This is a genomic window from Acetobacter lambici, from assembly GCF_011516885.1.
GTDB lineage: Bacteria > Pseudomonadota > Alphaproteobacteria > Acetobacterales > Acetobacteraceae > Acetobacter > Acetobacter lambici.
Map to the genome: position 1 here is coordinate 1 of NZ_WOTD01000036.1, position 22,505 is coordinate 22,505.

General features: G+C 53.6%; 19 protein-coding genes and 1 pseudogene. 12 read left to right on the forward strand and 8 right to left on the reverse strand.

Translation table 11 applies throughout. From position 1 onward, the window contains the following. Positions 1–62: 62 nt before the first annotated feature. Positions 63–1,076 carry a Dyp-type peroxidase gene (locus tag GOB86_RS12150; protein ID WP_242012654.1) on the reverse strand — a complete coding sequence of 338 codons (1,014 nt, stop codon included), beginning with the start codon at positions 1,074–1,076 and terminating at the stop codon, positions 63–65. Positions 1,077–1,474: 398 nt separating this feature from the next. On the opposite strand from GOB86_RS12150, the gene GOB86_RS16705 reads away from it, so the two are divergent. Then, positions 1,475–3,886 carry a recombinase gene (locus GOB86_RS16705; protein ID WP_242012651.1) on the forward strand — a complete coding sequence of 804 codons (2,412 nt, stop codon included), beginning with the start codon at positions 1,475–1,477 and terminating at the stop codon, positions 3,884–3,886. Between the two features lie 57 nt (positions 3,887–3,943). Here GOB86_RS16705 and GOB86_RS12160 read toward each other — a convergent pair whose 3' ends face one another. Next, a complete protein-coding gene (locus GOB86_RS12160) occupies positions 3,944–4,462 on the reverse strand; it encodes a lipocalin-like domain-containing protein (RefSeq protein WP_165992655.1) in 519 nt (172 codons plus the stop codon). A 197-nt stretch (positions 4,463–4,659) separates the two neighbouring features. On the opposite strand from GOB86_RS12160, the gene GOB86_RS12165 reads away from it, so the two are divergent. Further along, on the forward strand, positions 4,660–5,571 hold the full coding sequence (locus tag GOB86_RS12165; protein WP_165992658.1) for a LysR substrate-binding domain-containing protein: 912 nt from the start codon (positions 4,660–4,662) through the stop codon (positions 5,569–5,571). A 10-nt stretch (positions 5,572–5,581) separates the two neighbouring features. Here GOB86_RS12165 and GOB86_RS12170 read toward each other — a convergent pair whose 3' ends face one another. Further along, complete coding sequence (locus GOB86_RS12170; protein ID WP_165992660.1) at positions 5,582–6,505, reverse strand: LysR family transcriptional regulator; 924 nt, start codon at positions 6,503–6,505, stop codon at positions 5,582–5,584. 119 nt (positions 6,506–6,624) lie between these two features. On the opposite strand from GOB86_RS12170, the gene GOB86_RS12175 reads away from it, so the two are divergent. The 4 genes from GOB86_RS12175 to GOB86_RS12190 are packed head-to-tail and all read left to right on the forward strand — an operon-like array spanning position 6,625 to position 11,624. Beyond that, complete coding sequence (locus GOB86_RS12175) at positions 6,625–8,262, forward strand: MFS transporter (RefSeq protein WP_165992662.1); 1,638 nt, start codon at positions 6,625–6,627, stop codon at positions 8,260–8,262. A gap of 16 nt (positions 8,263–8,278) precedes the next feature. Beyond that, entirely contained in the window at positions 8,279–9,355 is a 1,077-nt protein-coding gene (locus GOB86_RS12180) for an HlyD family secretion protein (RefSeq protein ID WP_165992664.1), read from the forward strand. Between the two features lie 4 nt (positions 9,356–9,359). After that, a complete protein-coding gene (locus GOB86_RS12185; protein WP_165992667.1) occupies positions 9,360–10,883 on the forward strand; it encodes an efflux transporter outer membrane subunit in 1,524 nt (507 codons plus the stop codon). Between the two features lie 9 nt (positions 10,884–10,892). Beyond that, on the forward strand, positions 10,893–11,624 hold the full coding sequence (locus tag GOB86_RS12190) for a pirin family protein (protein ID WP_165992669.1): 732 nt from the start codon (positions 10,893–10,895) through the stop codon (positions 11,622–11,624). Between the two features lie 38 nt (positions 11,625–11,662). Here GOB86_RS12190 and GOB86_RS12195 read toward each other — a convergent pair whose 3' ends face one another. Beyond that, complete coding sequence (locus tag GOB86_RS12195; RefSeq protein WP_165992671.1) at positions 11,663–13,411, reverse strand: Na+/H+ antiporter; 1,749 nt, start codon at positions 13,409–13,411, stop codon at positions 11,663–11,665. Between the two features lie 483 nt (positions 13,412–13,894). Here GOB86_RS12195 and sodC point away from each other — a divergent pair, with 483 nt between their 5' ends. The 6 genes from sodC to GOB86_RS12225 all read left to right on the forward strand — a co-directional run bounded on the left by sodC (position 13,895) and on the right by GOB86_RS12225 (position 19,050). Then, complete coding sequence (sodC, locus tag GOB86_RS12200; protein WP_165992673.1) at positions 13,895–14,419, forward strand: superoxide dismutase[Cu-Zn]; 525 nt, start codon at positions 13,895–13,897, stop codon at positions 14,417–14,419. Between the two features lie 229 nt (positions 14,420–14,648). Further along, positions 14,649–15,671, forward strand: a complete 1,023-nt coding sequence (locus GOB86_RS12205; protein ID WP_165992675.1) for an MYG1 family protein — start codon at positions 14,649–14,651, stop codon at positions 15,669–15,671. Positions 15,672–15,990: 319 nt separating this feature from the next. Then, positions 15,991–16,800 (forward strand): MBL fold metallo-hydrolase, encoded by an 810-nt coding sequence (locus GOB86_RS12210; RefSeq protein WP_242012652.1) that lies wholly within the window; start codon positions 15,991–15,993, stop codon positions 16,798–16,800. Between the two features lie 242 nt (positions 16,801–17,042). Next, positions 17,043–17,252 carry a hypothetical protein gene (locus GOB86_RS12215; protein ID WP_086646786.1) on the forward strand — a complete coding sequence of 70 codons (210 nt, stop codon included), beginning with the start codon at positions 17,043–17,045 and terminating at the stop codon, positions 17,250–17,252. 288 nt (positions 17,253–17,540) lie between these two features. Then, entirely contained in the window at positions 17,541–17,987 is a 447-nt protein-coding gene (locus GOB86_RS12220; protein ID WP_242012653.1) for a porin, read from the forward strand. A gap of 28 nt (positions 17,988–18,015) precedes the next feature. After that, positions 18,016–19,050 (forward strand): sulfate ABC transporter substrate-binding protein, encoded by a 1,035-nt coding sequence (locus GOB86_RS12225; RefSeq protein ID WP_165992681.1) that lies wholly within the window; start codon positions 18,016–18,018, stop codon positions 19,048–19,050. 50 nt (positions 19,051–19,100) lie between these two features. On the opposite strand, the gene GOB86_RS12230 is transcribed toward GOB86_RS12225, so the two are convergent. The 4 genes and pseudogenes from GOB86_RS12230 to GOB86_RS12245 all read right to left on the reverse strand — a co-directional run. Continuing rightward, positions 19,101–20,405 carry a lactonase family protein gene (locus GOB86_RS12230; protein WP_165992683.1) on the reverse strand — a complete coding sequence of 435 codons (1,305 nt, stop codon included), beginning with the start codon at positions 20,403–20,405 and terminating at the stop codon, positions 19,101–19,103. Between the two features lie 195 nt (positions 20,406–20,600). Further along, on the reverse strand, positions 20,601–21,185 hold the full coding sequence (locus GOB86_RS12235) for a peroxiredoxin (RefSeq protein WP_338421529.1): 585 nt from the start codon (positions 21,183–21,185) through the stop codon (positions 20,601–20,603). A gap of 60 nt (positions 21,186–21,245) precedes the next feature. Next, positions 21,246–22,277 (reverse strand): alpha-E domain-containing protein, encoded by a 1,032-nt coding sequence (locus tag GOB86_RS12240; RefSeq protein ID WP_165992685.1) that lies wholly within the window; start codon positions 22,275–22,277, stop codon positions 21,246–21,248. Positions 22,278–22,407: 130 nt separating this feature from the next. Then, positions 22,408–22,505, reverse strand: a pseudogene (locus GOB86_RS12245) (IS5/IS1182 family transposase); the annotation flags it as partial.

The window sequence follows — 22,505 nt, forward strand, 5'->3', positions numbered from 1 at the left end:
TGCGCGCGGGTGATTTCAGTCCAGGCCATCTTGATCTCATCAGGTTATCGCAAACCCATGAATCATAATCCACTGAAATCACTCAACTCATTTTCGGTCAGACACTGAGGAGCAGGCGAGGCGGATAGGGGGGCAGGTTGCGGCGGAATGCTCATATCCGGTGCCGCATCCAGAAATTCACTTGTGGGTGTAAAGAACAGCGTGCCAGTGACAGCGGTGCTCACATCAAGCAACCGGTCGTAGTTACCCGGTGGCTTACCAATGAACATGTTCTGGAGCATCTGCTCCGTGCGTGCGGGGGAGCGGGCGTAGCCAATAAAATACGTGCCAAATTCCCCTTTACCTACAGTGCCAAAAGGCATGTTTTCGCGCACGATCTGAAGCTGCTCACCATTTTCTTCAATATTGGTGAGGACGTTATGCGCGTAGCTGGGCTTGGCTGCGTCGGGTAGTTCTATGTCCGACACCTTTTTGCGGCCAATAATATGCTCCTGCACTTCGGTTGGGATGGCATCCCATTTTTTAATGTCATGCAGGTATTTCTGCACAATCACATAGCTTCCACCTGCAAAGGCTGGGTCTTCATCACCAATGATTGTTGCATCCGTGGCGACCTGACCGGAAGGATTTTCCGTTCCATCCACAAAGCCCAGCAGGTCGCGGGCATCGAAATATTTGAAACCATGGACTTCATCCACGACACGCGCCGCACCTTCCAGCCGACCGACAAGAACTGTGGCTAATTCAAAGCAGAGATCCATCTGGGTTGCCCGGATATGGAAAAGCAGATCCCCCGCTGTAGCTGGCGCATGGTGCACACCATTAATTTCGCGAAAGGGATGGAGTTCCTTTGGGCGAGGCATGCCAAAAAGCTGATCCCATGCCAGTGAACCCACGCCGGTTACACAACTCAGCCTGCCATCTGGAATCCGAAAGCCAATTCCTCGCACAAGGGAAGATATATCGCCCATCAGGTCCAGAACCTGCGGATTGATGGAGGTGTCGCTGTTTAGGGTCAGAACAAGGAAAACTGCGGCCTGTGTCAGTTTTGGATCAACAAGTTGAGGTGTGGACAACGGACTGAAGCTCCCTGCGGAAACGCGCATGACAATGACGGAAAGCAGCATAAGCCCCTGCGTGTAGATGGCAAGATACAAGAGGCGTCACGCACCCGGACAGGAGCGTTGCAGCCCCTGCATCCACAGATGGCATCGGATTTGATATAACAACGAGCCAGCCGGAGACTATGGGCAGTGAACCGACAACCCTGCTATCGGAATCGAAATGCGGGTCATTTGCAAAAATTATCGGCATGGATGTCAGGGAAGTCCTGCCTTTGCACGTCTGGCCTGATCGTGTGCGGAATTTTGTACGTGCGCAACACCAGATATGGTGTAATTATCAACCATCAGACACAACATGAATGATTTTTGGCCCGTTGGACTTGGGCCGGGCCAGATGATGGAGCCAAGGTATGGGCGGGCATTTTTTACAGACAAAGACCCCTGCCGCGCGGTCCGTGGCAGCGCGCTACCCGTTTGAGGAGGCTTTTGGCCTGCGCCCTACGCAGGCTCGCGCGCTTGACCGTGGCATGGGCGAGGCCGTTGGACGGCGTACCGTCTTCCGCCCATCGGACCATGAAAGTTTTGGAAAGGTTGCCGACCGCGTTGCCGCAGGGAATGCAGGCCTGCTTGCGTCTGTGGATGACAGGGAGACCACGCAACTGCGTAACGCCATTGCAACAGGTGCCTTACTGACTTCTGGCCGCCACCTTCAGCATGGAGACAAGGAACAGTCCGGCCGCAATATGGAAGTGTTTACCAATTGTGCCACGGCAATCTGCTCCTTTGCCAAATTCTATCTATTGCTCAATGGCTCGGGCGTTGGCCGTGCCTATGATGATGAGCTATGCATTGTCGACTGGGCGCAGGCACCGGATCTGTATTTCGTCCTTGGAGTAGATCATCCCGATTACCCGCGTGACCGTGCGGCATTGCTGCACTTTGGTCTGGAAATGCAGATACTGCCGTGGGGCACAATGCTCGACGCCTTTGACGCAGATATGGAAGAGCAGGTTACCCGGTTTTTAAACCGTTTTGTCCTGGCCACAGCGCCAGAACTGCCCGATGCACAGACACATATTATAGACGACAGCCGGGACGGGTGGGCCAAGGCGGTTGAAATGATCGAGGCCATGGCATTTGAGGGAGCGCAGGGGCGCGCTCTGGTGCTCGATTTTAGCCGTATCCGCTGTGCGGGTAGCCCCATTGCTGGTATGCAGGGGCGGCCTGCTTCTGGCCCCATCTCGCTTTTACGCGGGTTGTTGAATGTTCGCCTCAATGTCATCGAACCATCACGGGGCAGTGGTATGCCTCAGTGGGAGCAGGCGTTGCGGGTGGATCATTACCTGTCTGTTGAGGTGCAGGTGGGTGGTGCCCGCCGTGCTGCGCGCATGGCCACCAAATCCTGGCGGGATATGGAAGTCCTTCGTTTTATTCGCGCCAAGGAGGAAGGGGGGCTCTGGACAGCCAATCACTCGGTTATGGTCGATCAGGAGTTTTGGCAGTTTGTCAATAATCAGGAGCAGGTGGGGCCGTTGGCCGAGCATGCCAGGGCCGTTTTTGCAGAAGCAACCCGTTGCGCATGGATTAATGGTGAACCCGGCTTCATTAACGGCGACAGACTGGAGGATAACCGCACAGGAAGTGCACGACGCAAGCCCGTGCATACGGATGGGCGGGATTTCAGGTCTTCGCGTTATCAGGCAACACAGGCCGCAGCTCTATTGGCTGATCTGGCCGACTGTGCTGCCAGAGCGCATTTTCCCGTGACCACCAACCCATGTGGTGAAATTACGCTGCATGTGACGGGAGGATACTGCGTTATTGGTGACTTTGCGCCCCTGCTGGCGTGTCCTGTGCCATTAGCGGATGTAACCCCTGGTCATGCTCCCCGTGAGCTTGCACAGGAGTGGGATGCACGGGTCAGGGATTCCGTTCGGCTGGGTGTTCGCTTTCTGTTGCGGGCAAACCGGATGGATGCGCTGTATGCTCAGGAGGTTGGCAGAACAAACCGCATAGGCATTGGTCCCACAGGACTGCATGAATGGGCGTGGCTGCGTTTTGGTCTTGGTTTTAAAGATATACTGGACGAAGACCGTGCAGCCCCTTTTTGGAGGGCCGTGCGCGAACTCTCGGTCATTGCCAAGGCAGAAGCCAACGCTTACGCACAGGAAACGGGCACCGCACGCCCGGTTACGGTTACAACCGTCAAACCTGCGGGCACGACCTCCAAACTGTTCGGCCTGACTGAAGGCGCGCATCTACCTGCCAGACGGCAGTATTTGCGCTGGGTGCAGTTCAAGGGTGTGCGGCGGGAGTATGGCGTATGGGAAAACGGTACGGATCCGCTGCTCCCCACGTATGAGAGCAAGGGATACCCTGTGCGGTCACTGCGGAGTTTTCCCGGCATGAGCATTGTCGGCTTTCCAACCGTACCGCTTATTCAACGTCTGGGCATGGGGGAGCGGATTCTGACCGCGCCAGAAGCCACGCCGGAGGAACAGTATTGCTGGCTTGGATTGCTGGAAAAATACTGGATTGGAGCCGAGCAGGGCAATCAGGTGTCCTACACGCTCAAAATTTATACAGATCGGCATGATCTGGAAAATTTCCGGGCCATGGTTGCCCGTCACCAACCCGGCGTCCGGTGCTGTGCCGTGCTGCCAAGCCGTGCGGATTCCGATCTAGGGTATGAATACCTACCGGAAGAAGAAATTTCAGCAGGTAGGTTTGCCGCCATTACCGCAGGCATTCAGGACGATAAGGTGCGTGAGGTCGTAGACTGGGCGCATCTGCAATGCGCAAGCGGTGCCTGTCCGATCTGATCGGGCAGGCACATCGTGTTATGTCATGCGTATCTGGCCTGTCCGGGCTTTATGACCTTATGCGCAGGCTTGTTCTGGAACATCTGCATCCGCCCGACGGAAGCGGATAATACTGCGTGACAGGCGACCCGCGGCCCAGTTGGGCATTTTGCGCCATGGGGTAACAACATCCGCATACTGGCCGTTAACCGTAACCGTTCTGCGCTGTTCGGTTCCGACCCATTCCGGCGCCCATGCGGTCTGTACGCTGGTAATCCACTGATCACCTTCCACACGATAGCGACCGATATAGGCAACCAGTGTTTTCATGAGTTGGGCACGATCCGTATCTGTTGCGGCGGCATGGCGGTTGCTGCCTTCCAGATTAAAAGCGACCCATCCATCTGGTGTAAAAACAACGCGACCACGGGGAGCAGGCCCCATTGCGTTGATAAAATTACCGTTCTCTTTTTCTTCCACCTTATAGGACACAAGTTCCCATGTGCCGATAAGGTTCTGCCTCAGGGCTTCTTCCTTGGAGGTATCGGGGGCGATGTAATCGTCCTTGATCCGTTGGGCGGTTGCTTGCATTGGCATTGTTTTATTCCGTTGCTAATTCGTATCGTCTGTCCAGTTTTTGACAGATCCGCAAAGGAGATTTTGCGCTTTATCTTTATGTGTTGGATAAAATATGCCCCTCATTTCACATCTTCGGTAGTGACAATTTAGGAAAAATAATATTACGCTAAACGCAAAAGTGGCTGTGAATCAGCTTTGAAGGAGAACTATGTGCCGTGTCCTATGATGAAACAGGGGATTTACGTTTTTTCATCAGTCTGGTGGATGCTGGCAGCCTTTCGGCGGGGGCGCGCAGTCTGGGCACATCGCCTGCAGCCGCATCCCGCCGTCTGGCACGGCTGGAAACCCGGCTTGGCAGTACGCTGGTTATCCGCAACACGCGGCATTTCGGCCTGAGCGAAACAGGGCGGCTTTATTACGAACGCGCCCTGACCATTGTTGCCGATATTGATCATCTTGAAGAGGAAATATCGTCCAGTACCAACGCGCCACGCGGCACGTTGAGTATTGGCGCACCGGTGGAACTGGGCCGTAGGCAGATTGCCCCATTTATTGAGGCATTCAGCGCCAAACATCCACGTCTGATGATCAATCTGGCGCTGGCGCCCGAAGGGAATTATGATTTTAACGATTATCTGGACGTAGTGCTCAGGCTGGGGCTGCCAGAAACACCGGGAGCTGTTGTTACCCGGCTTGCTTCGACAATGCGGGTTCTGTGCGCATCACCTGCTTATATTGCGCGCAGGTCCATGCCCACTCACACGCGTGATATTCCCAAACATGATTGTTTATGCCTACGTAAAAACAAAACCATGGCTCTTCTGAACAAATGGGTAATAGGGAACGAGACGGAAACAGATGTCGTTATGGTGGAGCCGCGCCTTTCCACCACTAATGCTGAGATTATTCACGACTGGGCACTCTCGGGGCAGGGCATTGCCTACAAGTTGCTTTGTGACGTCTATCAGGATCTTGAAGAGGGAAAGCTGGTGCGTATTCTTCCAGACTTGCAAGGCGAGAAGATCGACCTGTATGCCGTTTTGCCAACACGTCAGCATACACGGGCAAGTGTTAAGGCTTTTCTAAGTGATCTGAGGCCCTATATCCGTACGGCGGGGTTTTTATAAAAACTGCTGGTTACTGCGTGCATGGTCCTAATATCTGTCGGGAAACACGAAAAAGGGTCTCACGCAGCCACCGATGCACTGGATCGGTATCCCGCCTTGGATGCCATGCCTGAAAAGCATCAATACTGGGCAGGGATAATGGAAATTCGAATGTAGCCAACCCCAGCGCCGCGACCGAAATATGGTCAACAACAATGCCAGGCAGGGGAAGAATAAGATCCGAATTTTTCATGCTTTCCACCATGCAGTGGTAGTTGGGCACCACCATGGCTATGCGCCGGGTCAGTCCATACTGGTTGCGTAACACCCAGTCGATCGGACCTTGCGCACGACCACGGCGGGAGACGCTGATATAATCGTAAAGCACCATACTCTGGGGAGTAATGGGGGTTGCCAGAATGGGGTGGTCTTTGCGCACAACGCCCTGCATATGGTCCCGGAACAGGGTCTGGCGCCTGATTTCTGGCTTCATCACATCTGTTGCGCCAATATAGAGATCAACGCGACCATGCCGCAGCGGGTCGGAAGCCGGATCGTCTATTTCTGGTGCCCAGATCAGTTCGCAGCGTGGACATTCTTTTTTGAGTGCCTGCAAAAGGGGCAGGGCGAGGGACGCCACGACCAGATCATTCGCCCGGATTGTAAAAGTGGGTGCCATGTTGGCCAGATTGGCCAGAGCGCGCGTTTCTATCAGGCTATCAGCTGCCCGGACCAGTTCCTGCACCCGGTCCAGAATACCTACGGCAAAGGCGGATGCACTCATTCTCCGGCCAGACTGGACCAGAATGGGATCGGCGAAGGCTACGCGCAGTTTAGCCAGATGGCGGCTCATGGCAGGCTCGCTCACTTTCAGCCGCCTTGCCGCGAGTGAGACACTCTCCTCCTCAATAAGCACCTGGAGGAAGCGTAGTAGATCTAGGTCATAGCCTCTCATGGTTGCAAAAATAGACTTTATCAGGCGCAGGCACCACCATTTATCATTCCGAAAAGTGGAATCGTTGCTTGCCGTGAATAGGGGTTGTCTCTCCCGCTCTGATCGTGAACATGCGGGGCATGACAAATGCCGCTCCTGCTCTGGCGGCTGGTGAGCCTGTTATCCATGCTTCACCGCCGCGGCCATCCTATATTCCGCCATTTGGCCTGCGCACCGTTGTGGGCTGCCTTGGCATGCTGCTTGCCGTACATGTTGCGGGTTTTAATGAGCATGTGACCGAAATCGGCCTGTCTGACATTCGCGGCGCCATGCACATTGGGCATGATGAAGGCACGTGGGTTATTGCCATTTACGAGGCCTTTAACATTGCGGCCATGGCGTTCACGCCGTGGTTTTACATGACGTTTTCGATCTACCGGTTCTCCATTTTCATGACCGCCATTCTGGCGCTGCTGTCCATTCCGGCTCCGTTCATGCCCGATGTGGTCTCGTTGTGCATTTTGCGGGCGTTTCAGGGGCTGGCGGGTGGGTGTCTGCCGCCGGTGCTGATGACCGTCATGCTCAAATACCTCCCCCCCCAGATCCGGGTGTTTGGGATTGGTGGATATGCCATGAGTGCGACCTTCGGCCCCAACCTGGGTCTGCCGTTGGAAGCCTTCTGGTTTGAGCATGTCGGCTGGCACTGGCTGTACTGGGAGATCATACCCACAGCAGCCCTTGCCATTGGCATGATGGCTTATGGCCTGCCGCGTGACCCCATGCACTTTGAGCGGTTTGAAAAGTTCAACTGGCTGGGCATTCTTGTAGGCCTGCCTGCCATCTGTTCTTTGGTTATCGTGCTGTATCAGGGGGACAGGCTGGACTGGTTCCGCTCCTCCGTGATCACCAACCTCACATTCTGGGGTGGGGCCGCTTTTATTGTGTTTGTGATCAACGAGGCTTTTCACCCCAGCCCGTATTTTAGAATTCAGTACTGGCGGTCACGCAACATTCAGGCCTCTTTGCTGTCTCTGGTCGGTATTCTGGCCATCTGCTCCATTATGGGAGAAATCCCGGCAACGTATCTGGAGGCCGTGCGGGGATACAGACCCATACAGGCAGGCCCAGTATCTCTGGTCGTGGCCTTACCGCAATTGATCATGCTGCCCCTGATTGCGTGGATCTGTAACAACCGCAAGGTGGACTGCCGTTTTGTGCTGGCAGGGGGTATGCTGTGTCTGGCTGCCTCTGCATGGATGGGCACATGGTTGACGGTGGACTGGGTGCGGGACAATTTTTACCTGCTCCAGATCCTTCAGGTCTTTGGTCAGCCCATGACCGTTATTCCCACCCTTATGCTGGCGACAATGGCCATGGGCCCAGCGGATGGCCCGTTTATTTCGGGTATGGTGAACATGCTCAAGGGGCTGGCCAATGCCGTGGCCTTTGCCCTGTTCTCGGCCGCCACCCGCAGGCGGGAACAATACCATTCCACCATGCTGCTGGACCACCACGGCACACACCAACTGGCGTTGCAGGGTATGGGCAACCCCATTGACCAGCAACTTGCCGCAACGTCGCCCGACGGCGCGCATGTGGCGTGGAACGGGTTACAGGTCTTCCATACCTTTGTGCATGAGCAGTCCCTCGTACTGGCCCTGAACGATATTTACTATGTGCTGATCTGGGTCTGCCTTGGCTATGCCGTCATGAATCTTGTTCTGCCGCACCGTGTGTATCCGCCGCGTGCGCCTTCCCCCAACACTCCAGCCCGTTAAACCGGAATAACAGACCATGATTTACAAAAAACCTCTGCTTTACGCTGGATGCGCCGCAGGCGTGCTTGCCCTTGTTGCATGGGGGGGGGCGCGTCTGGTCAACGGGGACGGCGTAAACCAGTACACAAACGATGCTTATGTGACTGCGGATTTTACCACAGTAGCCCCCAAGGTTGCGGGACGTATAGACCGCGTGATCGCACAGGATAACGAGCGTGTCCACGCAGGCGAGGAGCTTGCGCATATTGAGGATGATGACTACCGGGCGGCCCTCGATGTTGCCCGGGGTAACGTAATTGCGGCTCAGGGGGATGTTGCCAATCTGAGCGCCGAACTGACCCGGCAGGATGCCCTTATCGCTCAGGCCCGTGCTGCGGTTCTGGCTGATCAGGCGGATCTGTTATTTGCGCGCCAGAACACCACGCGGTACCGCAACCTGTCCTCCGGTGGGGCGGGCACCATTGAACAGAAGCAGTCCTCTGAAGCGCATGAAAAAGAGGCACTCGCGTCCATAGCCCGTGATCAGGCAGGGGTGGATGCCGCTATCCGGCAGGTTGCGGTTCTGCAAGCCCAGCTTGAGCGCGCCAGAGGCGCATTGCTGCATGCGCAGGGGGATGCAAAACAGGCCGAACTCAACCTGTCATACTGCTCCATTCCTGCGCCGGTCGATGGTGTGGTGGGCGAGCGTGGGGTGCGTGTTGGGGCCTATGTTCATCCGGGTACAGGCATTCTGGCCGTAGTACCTACGCAGGCAGCCTATGTGCTTGCCAATTTTCAGGAAACACAACTCACCAAGGTGCAGTCCGGCCAGCGGGTCACCGTGTGGGTGGATACGTTCCCCGGTCAGCCGCTCAAGGCGCATGTGGATTCATTGGCTCCAGCAACGGGAGTAGCTTTTGCACCCATTCAGCCAGACAACGCCACTGGCAATTTTACCAAAGTGGTTCAGCGTATTCCGGTCAAGCTGACCTTTGACCCCAACCAGCCTCTGGCGGCCAAAGTGCGGGTCGGCATGTCCGTGGAAGTGAATATTGATACTGCCTCCAGACCGGAAGGTTCGCATGCCAATGATGCACGCTATATCTGGCAGTAACAGCATGAAGCGCTCACTCCTGACCAGCCTTTCACTCCTTGCTCTTGCAGGCTGCACTGTGGGGCCGAACTACCATAAGCCGCAGGTCAGTGCTCCGGCAACGTGGCGGAGCACACAGCCCCCCGCGCAAAGTCAGGTCAGTACGGCCTCGACCGATCCCGCATGGTGGACCCTGTTCCATGACCCGATATTAACCCGGCTGGAGCAGGAGGTGGCGGCCTCCAACCTTGACCTTCAGGCTGCCAGCCTTCGGCTGATGCAGAGCCGGGCGGAACGGCGCATCGCCAGTGCCGCACAACTCCCACATATGGAGGCCAATGCCTCTTATGCGCGGGAACGGGCTAGTAGCAACGGCATTCTGGGGCTTATGGGGAGTATGGAACAGGCGGGGGCCGGGAGCGTTGCAAGCGGCACTCCCGGGTTTGGCCCCGCAGCGTTGCCGGGAAGTGTTGGCAACCCGTCCTTTAATCTGCCGCAATATGGCATGAATGCCTCGTGGGAGGTGGACCTGTGGGGGCATGTGCGCAGGCAGGTGGAAGCCGCAACGGCGGCCGTGCATGCCACGGAGGAACTACGGCGTGATATTCTTGTCTCCCTTATGGCCGAAACCGCACAGACTTACATAGACCTGCGTGCCACACAGGCCCAGATTGATATTCTGGATCGTAACATAGCCATTGCGCGCCATAGTGTGCAGCTTACCTCCATGCGGCTTGAGCAGGGGGCTGCAACCCGGCTGGATGTAGCCGAGGCCACAGGGCAGTTACATATGTTTGAATCCCGTGCGGCTCCCTTGCAAGCGCAGGCAACCCACCAGTTGAACAGCCTGAGTTTTCTGGTCGCGCGTGAACCCGGAGCACTGGACGCCGAGCTAAAGCAGCCGCGCCCTGTACCACCCGTACCCGCGTTTGTGCCTGTGGGGCTACCATCAGAACTGGCGCAACGGCGGCCCGATATTCGAATGGCGGCGGACCGGCTGCATGCGGCAACAGCCAGTATTGGCGTAGCTATTGCGGACTTTTTCCCCCGGATCACGCTTTCCGGCAGTCTGGACGTGCAGGCTCTTCAGTTCAGTGGTCTTGGGTCATGGGCGTCCCGCCAGTATGGCTTTGGACCTACGGCAACATTACCCATTTTTGAAGGAGGTCGTCTAACGGGGCAACTGCACCTGCGTAAAGCGCAGCAGCAGGAGGCATCTGTTGTTTTTCAGCGCACTGTGCTCAAGGCCTGGCAGGAAATTGACGATGCCATGGCTGATTTTACCGCAGCCCAGAAAAGGCGCGATGAACTGGCGCAGGCCGTGCAGCAAAATGAAATAGCCGTAACCGTGGCCAAGGCCCAGTACGTGCAGGGCGCATCCGATTTTTTGAATATCCTGACCGTTCAGAATGCCCTTCTGGCGTCACAAAGTGCATTAATCGAGGCTACGGCCCATGTGGCCGGATCTGTCACACATCTCTACCGTGCAATTGGTGGTGGGTGGGAAACGCTGTATCCTGATATCAAACAAGCAAAAAAGCATGCGTAGGGGCACACCATGATAACAGTCCGGCGGGCCGATAGTCTGGGTCAGGCGCACTCAGGCGCACTCACCTTGCGGTGCCACTTTGCTTTTGCCGATTATCAGGACCCTCAATACCAGCATGAAGGCACGCTAAGGGCGATCAATACCGGGAGCATTCCCCCAGATAGTAGCTACTCCTTGGGGCCAGAGACCAATGTGGATGTGCTTACGTGGCTGCGGGCGGGCTCCTTACAAACCCGCGTAGAGGGTTTTTCACCCGATGCGATCCAACCCGGAGGTCTGCATCTGGTCAGCACGGGGGCCGGGGTTCGCACAATGGCGTGGCAGGCTGGACCGGAAGGTGCGGATTTTATTCAGTTCTGGCTTCTGCCTGATACAGAAGGGGGCGCACCTGCGCAGGAAACGCGCGCTGCATTCCCCATGCTGGAAGACGGTGGTTTTCGTATTATCGCATCCGGTTTTCCCGAGGATGACCCGGAGGCGATGGACATTATAGATGACGGCTCCCCCGTAACCCTAAGTGCCCGCAGCCGCTTGCTGCATGCGCAAATTCCCGCAGGCGAAGGGGCTGCCTATCAGACGACGCAGGGCAGGGACCTGCATATACTGGTGGTTTCGGGGGCTATTACAATTTCGGGCATGGCTTTGGCGTGTAGTGATGGTGCAATGCTTACGCAGACAAGCCATGTTGTGGTGATGGCCACACAGGATGCCATAGTCATTTTGACGGATGTTGCCTCGTAAATATTCCCTTCAAGCCTTTGTTGACGCGGAAAACGAGGTCAGCCCGGATATAATGCCGGGCTGCTCATTTTGGCGTGGTCCATGTAGTCCAGATGTCGTGGCAGGGCGCGCGCACTGCCAGAAAGAACAGTTTCTTCCAGATCAAGGTCGCGGGTTAAAAGCCGTTCAGTCTCATCGCTCACCTGACCTTCCTGGCGCATGCGGGTAAGGGCTTTACGCTCTGTTCGGAGCAGATGGAGGCGAAGTGCGGCCTCAAACCGTCGTCTTGCCAGAGCTGCATCCCTGTGGGCGCCATCTGGTGCCTGGCTATCTTCAGGTTTATGCCGGTCGTCGGACGCATCTTCCAAAAGCCTTAGTCTGAAGCGATATTCCGCTATCAGGGCTGCGGTCACTTCTGCCCGTTGCTGTGCGGCACTTTCATCAAGCTGTTTTGTCACCAAGGCGGATTGGCGCTCCATTTCCGCAATGGCTTCCAACGCAAGAAGACGGCGGACCTCATCTGCTTCCCTATTAACAGGGTCGCCTCCATCGTGGCGCAGGGTGCGGCTTAGAGGGGGTAATAACACGGCGGCGATAAGGAGTGATGTCATGATCACGCCCGCGGCAAATGTAACAAGCAGATCCCGCATGGGGAATTCAGGCACACCATTTTCTGCTATGGGGAGGGAGAGGATACCCGCCAGCGTGACCGCGCCACGCACCCCCCCTACGGTCATGGCCGCTGTTTCCATAATCGAAACCATGCCAACCTTGTAGCCGCGCGCTTTGGCGATCAGAGAATGTGCACCGCTGACTAAAAATATCCAGATCAGGCGGAGCAGCAATAACATGCTTGTCAGCAACACAATGGTGCCGATCAGGGACCATGTGCTGTCCCCCGCCCTGTTGGCGATACGAATGCCTTGTGTGGCAATATCGGGCAATTGCAAACCCAGCAGCAGAAAGACCAGACCATTAAAAATAAAGGTTATCATCTCCCACACAGCACTGCCGCGCAGACGGGTGGCAGTTTGGGTTGCGCCAAACACGCGACTCTGGTTCAGGCTTAATCCGGCACTCACTGCGGCCAATATGCCTGATGCCTCCAGATGTTCGGCAAGCAGATACGCAGCAAAGGGCAGTAACGTCATAAGCGTGATTTGCGTTGTTGGCTCATCAAAACCATGACGGGAGAGAATACGGTTAATAAAATTAAAGCCAAAGGTAAGGGCAATTCCAATAAAAATCCCTCCCACGGCAACAAGTAAAAACCCTAAAGATGCGTGCAGGATGGAAAAAGTGCCGGTTAGCGTGGCGGCAACCGCAAATTTGAAGCAGACCAGACCAGAGGCGTCATTCAGCAAGGCTTCTCCTTGCAGAATATGCAAAAACCGTCTGGGAACATGGTCTTCCTCTATCATGCCGCCCACGGCTACAGCATCGGTCGGAGAAAGAATGGCAGCAAGGGCAAAGCTGGCAGCAAGGGGAACAACAGGCAGCAGCCAGTGAATGAAATAGCCACCAACAATTGTACTAAAAATAACCAGACCAACAGCCAGCAATAAAATTGGCCAGCGCAACTCACGAAAATCACGCAACGGCATCAGATACGCATCTGAAAAAAGTAATGGGGGAATAAAAAGCAGAAGAAAAGTATTTGGCTCAAAGTCGATATGCAGTCCAAGGAGAGATGCCACGACGCCGCAAGCAATCAACAAAAGCGGTAATGGCAGACGCAAAAGCCGGGAAAAAGGCCCGGATACGGCTGTTATAAGCAGCAGCAGGAGTACAACGGATGTTACATGCATTATTGGATCCTGCCCTGCCTGATAGTATTTTACTGGTGATCTTCTTTGTAAAAATTCTTTTTGTCCATAAAGTTCGACCGGCCACAGGGTTTCTTGCCAACAATCAGAAATGTCCGTTGTTCAATCCTGAGAGGAGCGACGTCAGTGAGTGCAGGGCGTAACTGAGCAGGGATTTTCAAATTCCCGTCAGACCAGTCTTGGTCAAGGTGCGGAAATTGTCCATATTTCTGGCCACATTCAAGGGAACAAATGGCGCTTGAGGTGCGTTGTCATCAGGTTGTTTGCGTAGAACCATCTGGCACCATAGCCGACCGAACAGGGCAGCAGGTTCTTGCTGGTCCCCCGGATCAAACGTGGTGGATTGGGATATGATGTTCTAAGCTTTCCTGAGCGCGGGGTCTCTACTCCCGTGATAAGTATTTTATTATGCGACATGGGCCTGAAAGCTCATAATTTTTGTCTGAAAGGACATGCAACGTGGTTATGGTTCATTCAAAGCATTTTGTTCTCCTCGCCTGCGCAATGGCCATGCTGCCATCTTTGGCCCATGCTGCCGACACGGCCTCTGGCACTCTGTTGGGCACGGATGGTGCAGCGCATGGTTCGGTGCAGGTCACGGACGCTCCTAAAGGCGTTATTCTACGGGTAGAAGCAAAAGGGCTGACGCCCGGCTGGCATGGCATGCACTTCCACGATAAAGGCACGTGTGAAGCGCCCAAATTTACCAGCGCAGGGCCGCATGTGCATGCAGTAACCCCCGTTGTCCACGGCCTGCTCAACGCCAATGCAAATGATGCAGGCGACCTGCCAAACGTATTTGTCGGAGCAGATGGCACGGCTACGGTCGAGCTTTTCTCTCCTCTGGTGGCTCTTAAAGCCAGCAAGGACAAACCAGCGCTTCTGGACGCCGATGGTTCATCGCTTGTTATTCATGCCCACCCCGACGATTACCAGAGCCAGCCTATTGGCGGGGCAGGGGATCGGGTAGCCTGTGCGGTTATCAAATAACCCCCCCGGACTATGGGAAAACAGGGTCTGTGCACCGGCTCGCATGTTTATGAAGTTTGGCACACAAACTGGTATTTCTATCCGGTTGGGCAGGCTTGCCCCGTCCCAACCGGATAGGAAAAACCAGATTATCTTCAGTTATCGTGGCGAACCCTGTTGTCTGATAGCAGGCCGTGCGGCATGAGGAAGCTTATGGAACACCCTCCTCAGTTTGCAGCAGGTAATCAATATGTCTGAACATACCCCCGTTGGTCTCGGTCATGAGGCGACAACCACAACCGCATTGACCCATTCGGGTAATTTCCATGTTGATGAAACTCTGGGGTATGTGGTCCTGCATTATGCTCTGGCCCCCATGGGGGATTTGCGAGCGCGTATTCTGGATGGAACGTCGGACGACTGCCTGAAGTTCAGCCGCTCACGCAACCCGGAAGATATTCAGGCAGCGGACATCGTGTTCGATGTAGGCGGTATTTATGACCCATCTTGTGGCCGTTATGACCACCACATGAAAAACAAGCCCCTGCGTGAAGACGGCACACCATACAGTGCCGCCGGATTGCTCTGGAAAGATTATGGTAAGGCCGCGGTGCGTAATCTAGTACGGACACAGGTGGACGATGCTACGGTCAACGCTATCTGGCAAAGCATTGATAAGTCCCTTGTTGTGCCGATTGATCAGGATGATAACGGCGTTGCCAAAATGGGTAAGCTTTCGCTGGCAGATATTGTTTCTGCGTGCAGCCCCCCATGGGATACGGCCGAACTTCACGGCCCGGAAGAAGCAAAGCGGCGCGAAACTCTTGGGTTTGCCAATGCGGCAACAGCTGTTGCCGGTCATCTGGTCAATACTGTTGACCGTGTTCGCGCCAGCCTGAAGGCAACGGACCGCGTTCTGGCGGCCTACAAACAGGCTGAAGACAAGCGTATTCTGTTGATGGAAACAGGCATGCCAACCGAAAAAGTAATTTTCGAGCATGACCTTCCGGTTGTTTATGTTGTTTCTCCCACAGGGAGTGGACAGTGGAATGTTAAAGCTGTGCCACCCGAACGAGGTGCGTTTGGTCAGCGGATTTCCCTGCCAGAAGCATGGGGCGGTCTAAATGGGCAGGATCTGGCGGCAGTCTGTGGTGTTACGGATGCCGTGTTTGCCCACCCGGCGCGCTTTATCTGTGGTGCAGGCAGCCGCGAAGGCGCTTTGGCAATGGCCCGCCGGGCGTTGGAAGTGGATGCATCTTTGAAGCAGCAGTAAAGCTGGGAGCAGAAAACTACGGGCAACCTCTGGTTTTAAGCGTGGTCTATTTGTCGGTGCGCGATGGAGCACGTTTAAAGTCAGGCTGGCTGATCGGGGGATTATGAGTCGCCTTCTTACCCGGAATACATATTTTACCGGCCCCATAACTGATCACTTCGATGGGGCTCGCTTTTTTAACCCCGGGCAATCCTCCACAGATCGCTCTTTACGTGACATCTGGCGATGGCGGCGAACGTCACGCCCGGTACAATGGCCGACCAGCGTTCCCGTTCAACCCAGTGTGCCAGAACACTATGTGGATGCATTACGCGTTACCATGGTAGGCCATGCCTCTCTGCTTATTCAGGTCGCTGGTCAGAATATCCTGACAGATCCAGTATGGTCTGATCGGGCCAGCCCTTTTACATGGATCGGCCCTAAACGCGTAAGCGCACCGGGTATAGTTTTTGAAAATCTACCACCCATTGATGTTATTCTTATCAGCCATAATCATTACGATCATCTTGACCTTGCAACACTCAAACGTTTGCAGGCAACCCATGATCCGTTAATGATCATGCCGTTGGGAAACAACAGCATTATTAAAAAAGCCATTCCACAAGCGCGTATTGTTACAGGTGACTGGCATGATCGGTGCGTTGTCTCCTCTACACTCAGCATCACATTAACGCCTGCATATCACTGGTCCGCACGAGGTATTTTTGACCGCCGGATGGCCTTGTGGGCTGGCTTCTGGCTGGATATGCCCACACACAAACTCTGGTTTTCTGGCGATACGGCTTATGGAGATGGTGCTCTATTCCGCAATTTATTTGCCCAATACGGCGCACCGGATGTCGCTTTAATCCCTATTGGCGCATATGAACCACGCTGGTTTATGGCTGGGCAGCATGTTAATCCACATGAGGCCGTGTGCATTTATAAAGATATACAAACCAAGCAGGCACTGGGCATTCATTGGGGAACCTTCCAATTAACAGATGAAGGTATTTTCGCGCCAAAAGAGGCTCTACAGGCAGCCCTTAGGGCTGCCAATCACCCGGAAAACCAGTTTAAAGCGGCTGTACCCGGCCATAGCTATCAGTTTGAACGAGGGTGGGTGGTTGATAGTAGCGCCACAAAATAACACCATTTTACGTGATATAAAAAAACAACGATTTTTAAAATTATATAATTGACTAACGTGGAAATATGGGTGATACAAAATCACACGTTAAGCACGTGGCACACGAGGAGCGCATACACAATGCAAAACCTGTTTGGTCGAATGTGTCGGCTTGGCCGATGTTGTGACGTTAAAGTATCTGACGCCTGACCTGTAGGTTTTATAACCTTTCGGGTCAGTTTTTACCCGGAAGGATTAAAGCAATGTTTGAATCGCGCATTATTGAAATTAATGGCACTTTTGTCGGTGCGATTATTCTTGAGGAAGATCGCCGAACCCGCCGCTTTTACGCGGCGCATGAGAGCGTTCAGAGCTTGCATAACAAGCGTTACCCGGATGGGCAGGATCTGCGGACATCTGTTATTCGCAAATTCAAAACAACCTTTGCACAGCATAATCTGAGCGCGGTCTAACCGCGCACATAGCGTGCCAGCAATGGTCTTGTGCGGTGGTATTCGCATATAACATTCTTCTTCCGTAATAAGAATTATTCTAATATTAGACATTATCTGCAAAGGGTAGATGGTGGTGTGTCTGTTGTGTCTTAAATGGTTCGGTCTCAAAACAAGATAATTCTGTTTTGTGTTATTCTACCTTATCAAAATAAAAGTTTAAGTTTGGGGGGACTTATGGCGGTGTCTGTTCGGGCAAGCGTTCTGTTGACGACAACAGTTTCAAGCCTTTTTTTGCCATGCGTGGCCATGGCCGCAACATCTGATGCGGAAAATGCAGCCTTACGGCGTGAAATTGCAGCGATGCACCGTGAGATGATGGGGGAAATCCACCGTCTTCAGGCGCGGGTTGATAAATATGAGCACGTCTCCTCCCTGCAAAGCCATAGGGTCGGACGCGTACCGCGTACCCTAACCGCAGGCAGCGCAGATGATGCCCAGCCCCAGTTCCGGGAAGACCCGATTGTTCCTGTCAATCATGGTCCGCGCAGCGCGAGCGAAGCCAACGGTGAAACTGGCGATAAGCAGACAGTCTGGCAGGGTGGGTTGAACTGGTACCCCAACCAGCACATCAAAATCATGCTGGATTACACACACTTTAGTGTTTCCAGCTATAGCGGTGCAAAAGCAACAGACGCCAACTTCTTTGGGCGTAGTGGCAATGCTGTTGTTGGTCGCGTGCAGGCCGCATTCTAATCTGGCATTATTATTAAGGAACAGGCTTATGAAACAGGAAAACTTTTCTCATATCCGTCGCGCCGTTCTCAAAGTAACGGCGGTATTGGGTGTCTCCCTACTGGTGGGGTTGCAGGCGACAGCTAGCTATGCGGAATCATACCACCTTCTCAACGTCTCCTACGATCCAACGCGTGAACTTTATGCCGATGTGAACAAGGCATTTGCCACGCAATGGCACAAAGACCACCCGGAAGACACCGTAAGTGTTAAATCAGCGCATGGCGGTTCCGGGGCACAGGCACGCTCCGTGCTGGAAGGTGCCCCAGCAGACGTGGTCACGCTGGGTCTGGCATACGATATTGACCTACTGGCCCAGCATGGTCTGATCGCTGCTGACTGGCAGAGCAGACTGCCCCATAACGCCACGCCCTATACCAGCACCATTGTATTTCTGGTCCGTAAGGGAAACCCCAAAAACATTCACGACTGGCCGGATCTGATCCGTGACGGTGTGCAGGTTATCACGCCAAACCCTAAAACATCGGGCGGAGCACGTTGGAACTATCTGGCTGCCTGGGGCTGGGCGCTGCACCAGAAGGGGGGAACCCCCGAAACCGCGAAAGCTTACCTGAAAGACCTGTTCAAGCATGTGCCAGTGCTGGATACGGGGGCCCGTGGCGCCACAAACAGCTTTGTGCAGCGTAATCTGGGTGACGTGCTGCTGGCATGGGAGGACGAGGCACTACTGGCTACGCGTGATATTGGGCCTGATCAGTTTGAAATTGTTGTACCGTCTCAGACAATTCTGGCTGAACCGCCTGCATCCATCGTGGACAAGAACGTCAAGGCGCATGGAACGGAAGCTGTTGCCAAGGCATATCTGGACTTCCTGTTCACGCCGGAAGGGCAGAAAATTGGTGCAAAACACTATTTCCGCCCTGTTGATCCCGCCATTTTGGAAGAAAATAAAGCTCTGTTCCCCAAGGTTGATACGTTTGATGTAAAAAGCCTTGGAGGCTGGACCAAACTGCAGAAAGAGCATTTTTCTGACGGCGGGGTTTTTGATAGCCTTTATAAATAAGGGCCACGGACGCGTCGCACTTTACAGTGCGGCGCGTTTTTTATTGTATCTCACACAGAATCAATAACAGTGAATGCAAAAGATGTTGGGGTTCCTATCGGGACAAAGTGCCATGTAAATTCAAGGGCACCCGTGTCAGTATTCACCCGCAGGGAAGTAATGCAGTCACTACGCTGATTGGCAACAAATACAAATTTTCCAGACGGGTCAAAACTTAATGCTCGCCCGTAGTCAGCGTGAACCCAGACCTCATCAAACAGCGTTATCGATCCATCCTCATGCACTCTAAAGCAGGCAATAGCATTGCCCAACCGATTGGTGACATAGAGGAACTTGCCCGTTGGATGGAGAATAATCTCCGCGGCAAGGGTGCTCCCCCGGAACTGCGCGGTTACGGTTGAAGCCGTCTGCTTGACCTGCATAGCACCTGTCTGGCCATCATAATCAGCAACAACGACACGGGAATCCTGTTCGCCAAGAATGTAGATAATCTTTCCATCATGGCTAAAACAGAAGTGCCGGGGGGCTGAACCCGGATCCATGCTCAACCAAGGTTTTTCAGCCGGTTTTAAGGTGCCGCTTTCCATATCGAACGACCAGACATAAACCCTGTCTAACCCTGCATCACAGGCGAGAACAAATTTTCCGCTTACATCGGCCTGAATCATGTGAACATGGGAGCCTGAATGGTCACTGACCGCATAATTACCAGGGGGGTTATCTGCTGCCCGTTCGGGCATTTTGGGCCCTGTGTTATGCACAAGATCAGTTAACAGGCCCAAGCTGCCATCGGATTGAATTCGCATGACTGCCGCACTGCCGCCAGTATAATTGGCGATAAACAGATATTTTCCAGATGGATGCACACTTAAATGTGCAGGGTCCGCGCCGCCACTACTCATCACATTCAGCTTTGTGAGAACACCCGTGCGTCGGTCGACCTGAAAAGCTGTAACAGAACCCGTGTGACCACCTTCAAAATCACTTATTTCGTTCACAGTATACAGGGTATTCTGGTCAGGAGATAGCGCTAGAAACGATGGGTTGTCCGCAGGCGTAACGTGACCTAGCTGGGTTAAAATACCGCTTTCCGCGTTCATTTCAAATAGGGTAATGCCCAGTGCATTGCTCTCGGCTGGGCCTGATCGCGTGTACCCTCCCACATAACATAAGATGCGAGGTCCCGCTTTTTTGGCCGCTTTTTCCGGGTTGGCTTTTGGTAAGGCCGCCTTAGGGATTGGGGCAGGGGGAGGGGCATTCTCCCCAAAGGCTTTTCCGCAATGGGATGTAAGGCCTAAGCCTATGATAGAAAAGCCAAAAATTCGTCGGCCCATCATATTTTGTTTATGGTTCATAGGGTGATTATTACGAGATCGCGTGAAATTTTCAAATATTTATTTGGTATGAATTAGTATGATGACCTAATGCATAACAACCCAAAGCAAGAACCCCACATAAATGAGATATATTCCTTACATAAGAAAAAATCACTACTCAGAAATGCATGATGCAAAAAATAACAATGATTTTACACTGTTATCTATAAATATTTACTTCTGAACCTGACTTGCATGCCATTTTTTTAAAGATTCAAGGGTTTCGGAAACATGCTGCTCAGGATTATTGCTCGTAAAACTGAGCAAAATGTTGCCGTCTGGTGCAATGACATAAGATGTGCGTTGAGAGAGCAAAGTCTGATGTTCCGTGTTGACGGAATGGTAGAGAATGGCAGTTAACGCCCCCGGATCAGCCAGAACAGCAAACTTATCCCTGCATTCTACTTTTGAAAATTCCGAGACCCTGTCGGTATTCCCCGCAGTTATGCCAACAAGCGTTGCTCCCTGCGCCTGAAATTGCTCTGCCGCGGCAGCAAAATCATGGGCTTCCTGTGTACAGCCAGCAGTAAATGCCGCTGGGAAAAAGTAAAGAACAACGGGGCCTTTTGTGAGGGCCGACTTAAGGGAAAACGTTATAGGTTTGCCAGCCAACGCGCCCCGAAGCGTGAAGTCCGGAGCATTGGTACCCTGAGATAATGCTGCCTGTGCCGGTTGGGACGCGCAAGCTAGACCAACAGCAACGGGAAGAGCGATAAAAGAGAGTTTAAAGGCGTTTAAAATGGCCATTTTCTTGATCACTCTATGAATCCCATACGCTAACCGGAAGCACTGCGGAGCTTACCCAACCATGAACTTGGCCTAGCTTTGCTCCTGCCCGGAAACTTTTATTGTAACTGGTTCCTGCTGTGTTGTCGCGGGCCAGAATGTTATGGCGATGGCATTTTGTAAATGCCTGAGCTGTGTTTGAATCCAGCTCATGTAGTCATGCAAACCGCGAATAATAATTTCTTCCGCTGTCTGGTCCTGTAGGCTAGCCCGCAGTTCGGCAACACATTCCAAAAGAGGTGAGCATATCTGGCGCAGATTTTCATGGGCAGCCAGAAGAGTTAATGTTTCGTCAATCTGGCGCAGATTTGTGCTGAGTGAGCGGGGAAAACCATCGTTCTTGAGCAAAAAACCAACAATATTGGCAGGCGTCAGGGTGACGGGCCGCAACCGCCGGAAAGCATGGTAGGCTGCGGCTGAGCGGAGTACGGATGTCCATTGCGTCAGGTCAATATCAGACCCCGGAGCTTCCGATTGGGGGAGCAGCATATGGTAGCGGATGTCAATCAGGCGCGTAATCTGGTCACTCCGCTCCAGAGCCTTGCCTAGCCGATAGAAAAGCCATGCCTGATCACGGTAGAGTGTGCCTTCGGCAATGCCAAAATGGGTCTGACAGTCCTGCCTGACGCGTGTGCAGAGTTCGGCAAGGTTATGGTCTGCCATCTCTCCATTTTTGAGATTAAGCAAATTACGGGAGAAAACGTTTAGCTGTGTCCATAATTCAATAGACACAAGTGGACGCACAGCGCGCGCATTTTCACGCACTTCCTGAGCGAGAGAGACCAATGATGCGGGGTTGCGCGTTTCCGTCACATAAAACGGCACGATTTCCGCATGTTCCGAAGTTGTATGTATCTGCTCAAACAGGCTCTCGTCCGAATTAATGGCCAGAATGGAATCCCACGCTGTCTGGCCTTCCGCGTTGCGGACAAAAGTCTCCGTAACTTCCAGCAATCGGGCCAGATTTTCCATGCGTTCCATGTAGCGTGCGAGCCACATCATACATTCCGCATAGCGCGACAGGAGAGGGGTAGGGGAAACGATTATCATGACGCCATGACCCATGTATCTTTTGAACCGCCACCTTGGGATGAATTGACCACAAGGGAACCTTTACGCAGGGCAACGCGCGACAAGCCTCCGGGCATGACCCATACAGAGCGTCCCGTAACCGCAAAGGGCCTAAGAGCCTGAATCAGAAAGGGGTTTGATTGATTTTTCGCAGAACTCTGCGGATATGGGCAATCATCAACCACGCGTGGGATGACGAGATTGTTGCCTCGACATCCTTCG

Bases quoted from the DNA above. Each gene is read 5' to 3' on its own strand.
- GOB86_RS12180 (WP_165992664.1), top strand. From the start codon at position 8,279: ATGATTTACAAAAAACCTCTGCTTTACGCTGGATGCGCCGCAGGCGTG.
- GOB86_RS12195 (WP_165992671.1), bottom strand. From the start codon at position 13,411: ATGCATGTAACATCCGTTGTACTCCTGCTGCTGCTTATAACAGCCGTA.
- GOB86_RS12175 (WP_165992662.1), top strand. From the start codon at position 6,625: ATGACAAATGCCGCTCCTGCTCTGGCGGCTGGTGAGCCTGTTATCCAT.
- GOB86_RS12230 (WP_165992683.1), bottom strand. From the start codon at position 20,405: ATGAACCATAAACAAAATATGATGGGCCGACGAATTTTTGGCTTTTCT.
- GOB86_RS12190 (WP_165992669.1), top strand. From the start codon at position 10,893: ATGATAACAGTCCGGCGGGCCGATAGTCTGGGTCAGGCGCACTCAGGC.
- GOB86_RS12240 (WP_165992685.1), bottom strand. From the start codon at position 22,277: ATGGGTCATGGCGTCATGATAATCGTTTCCCCTACCCCTCTCCTGTCG.
- GOB86_RS12185 (WP_165992667.1), top strand. From the start codon at position 9,360: ATGAAGCGCTCACTCCTGACCAGCCTTTCACTCCTTGCTCTTGCAGGC.
- GOB86_RS12160 (WP_165992655.1), bottom strand. From the start codon at position 4,462: ATGCCAATGCAAGCAACCGCCCAACGGATCAAGGACGATTACATCGCC.
- GOB86_RS12225 (WP_165992681.1), top strand. From the start codon at position 18,016: ATGAAACAGGAAAACTTTTCTCATATCCGTCGCGCCGTTCTCAAAGTA.
- GOB86_RS12170 (WP_165992660.1), bottom strand. From the start codon at position 6,505: ATGAGAGGCTATGACCTAGATCTACTACGCTTCCTCCAGGTGCTTATT.
- GOB86_RS16705 (WP_242012651.1), top strand. From the start codon at position 1,475: ATGGGCGGGCATTTTTTACAGACAAAGACCCCTGCCGCGCGGTCCGTG.
- GOB86_RS12215 (WP_086646786.1), top strand. From the start codon at position 17,043: ATGTTTGAATCGCGCATTATTGAAATTAATGGCACTTTTGTCGGTGCG.
- GOB86_RS12210 (WP_242012652.1), top strand. From the start codon at position 15,991: ATGGTAGGCCATGCCTCTCTGCTTATTCAGGTCGCTGGTCAGAATATC.
- GOB86_RS12220 (WP_242012653.1), top strand. From the start codon at position 17,541: ATGGCCGCAACATCTGATGCGGAAAATGCAGCCTTACGGCGTGAAATT.
- GOB86_RS12205 (WP_165992675.1), top strand. From the start codon at position 14,649: ATGTCTGAACATACCCCCGTTGGTCTCGGTCATGAGGCGACAACCACA.
- sodC (WP_165992673.1), top strand. From the start codon at position 13,895: ATGGTTCATTCAAAGCATTTTGTTCTCCTCGCCTGCGCAATGGCCATG.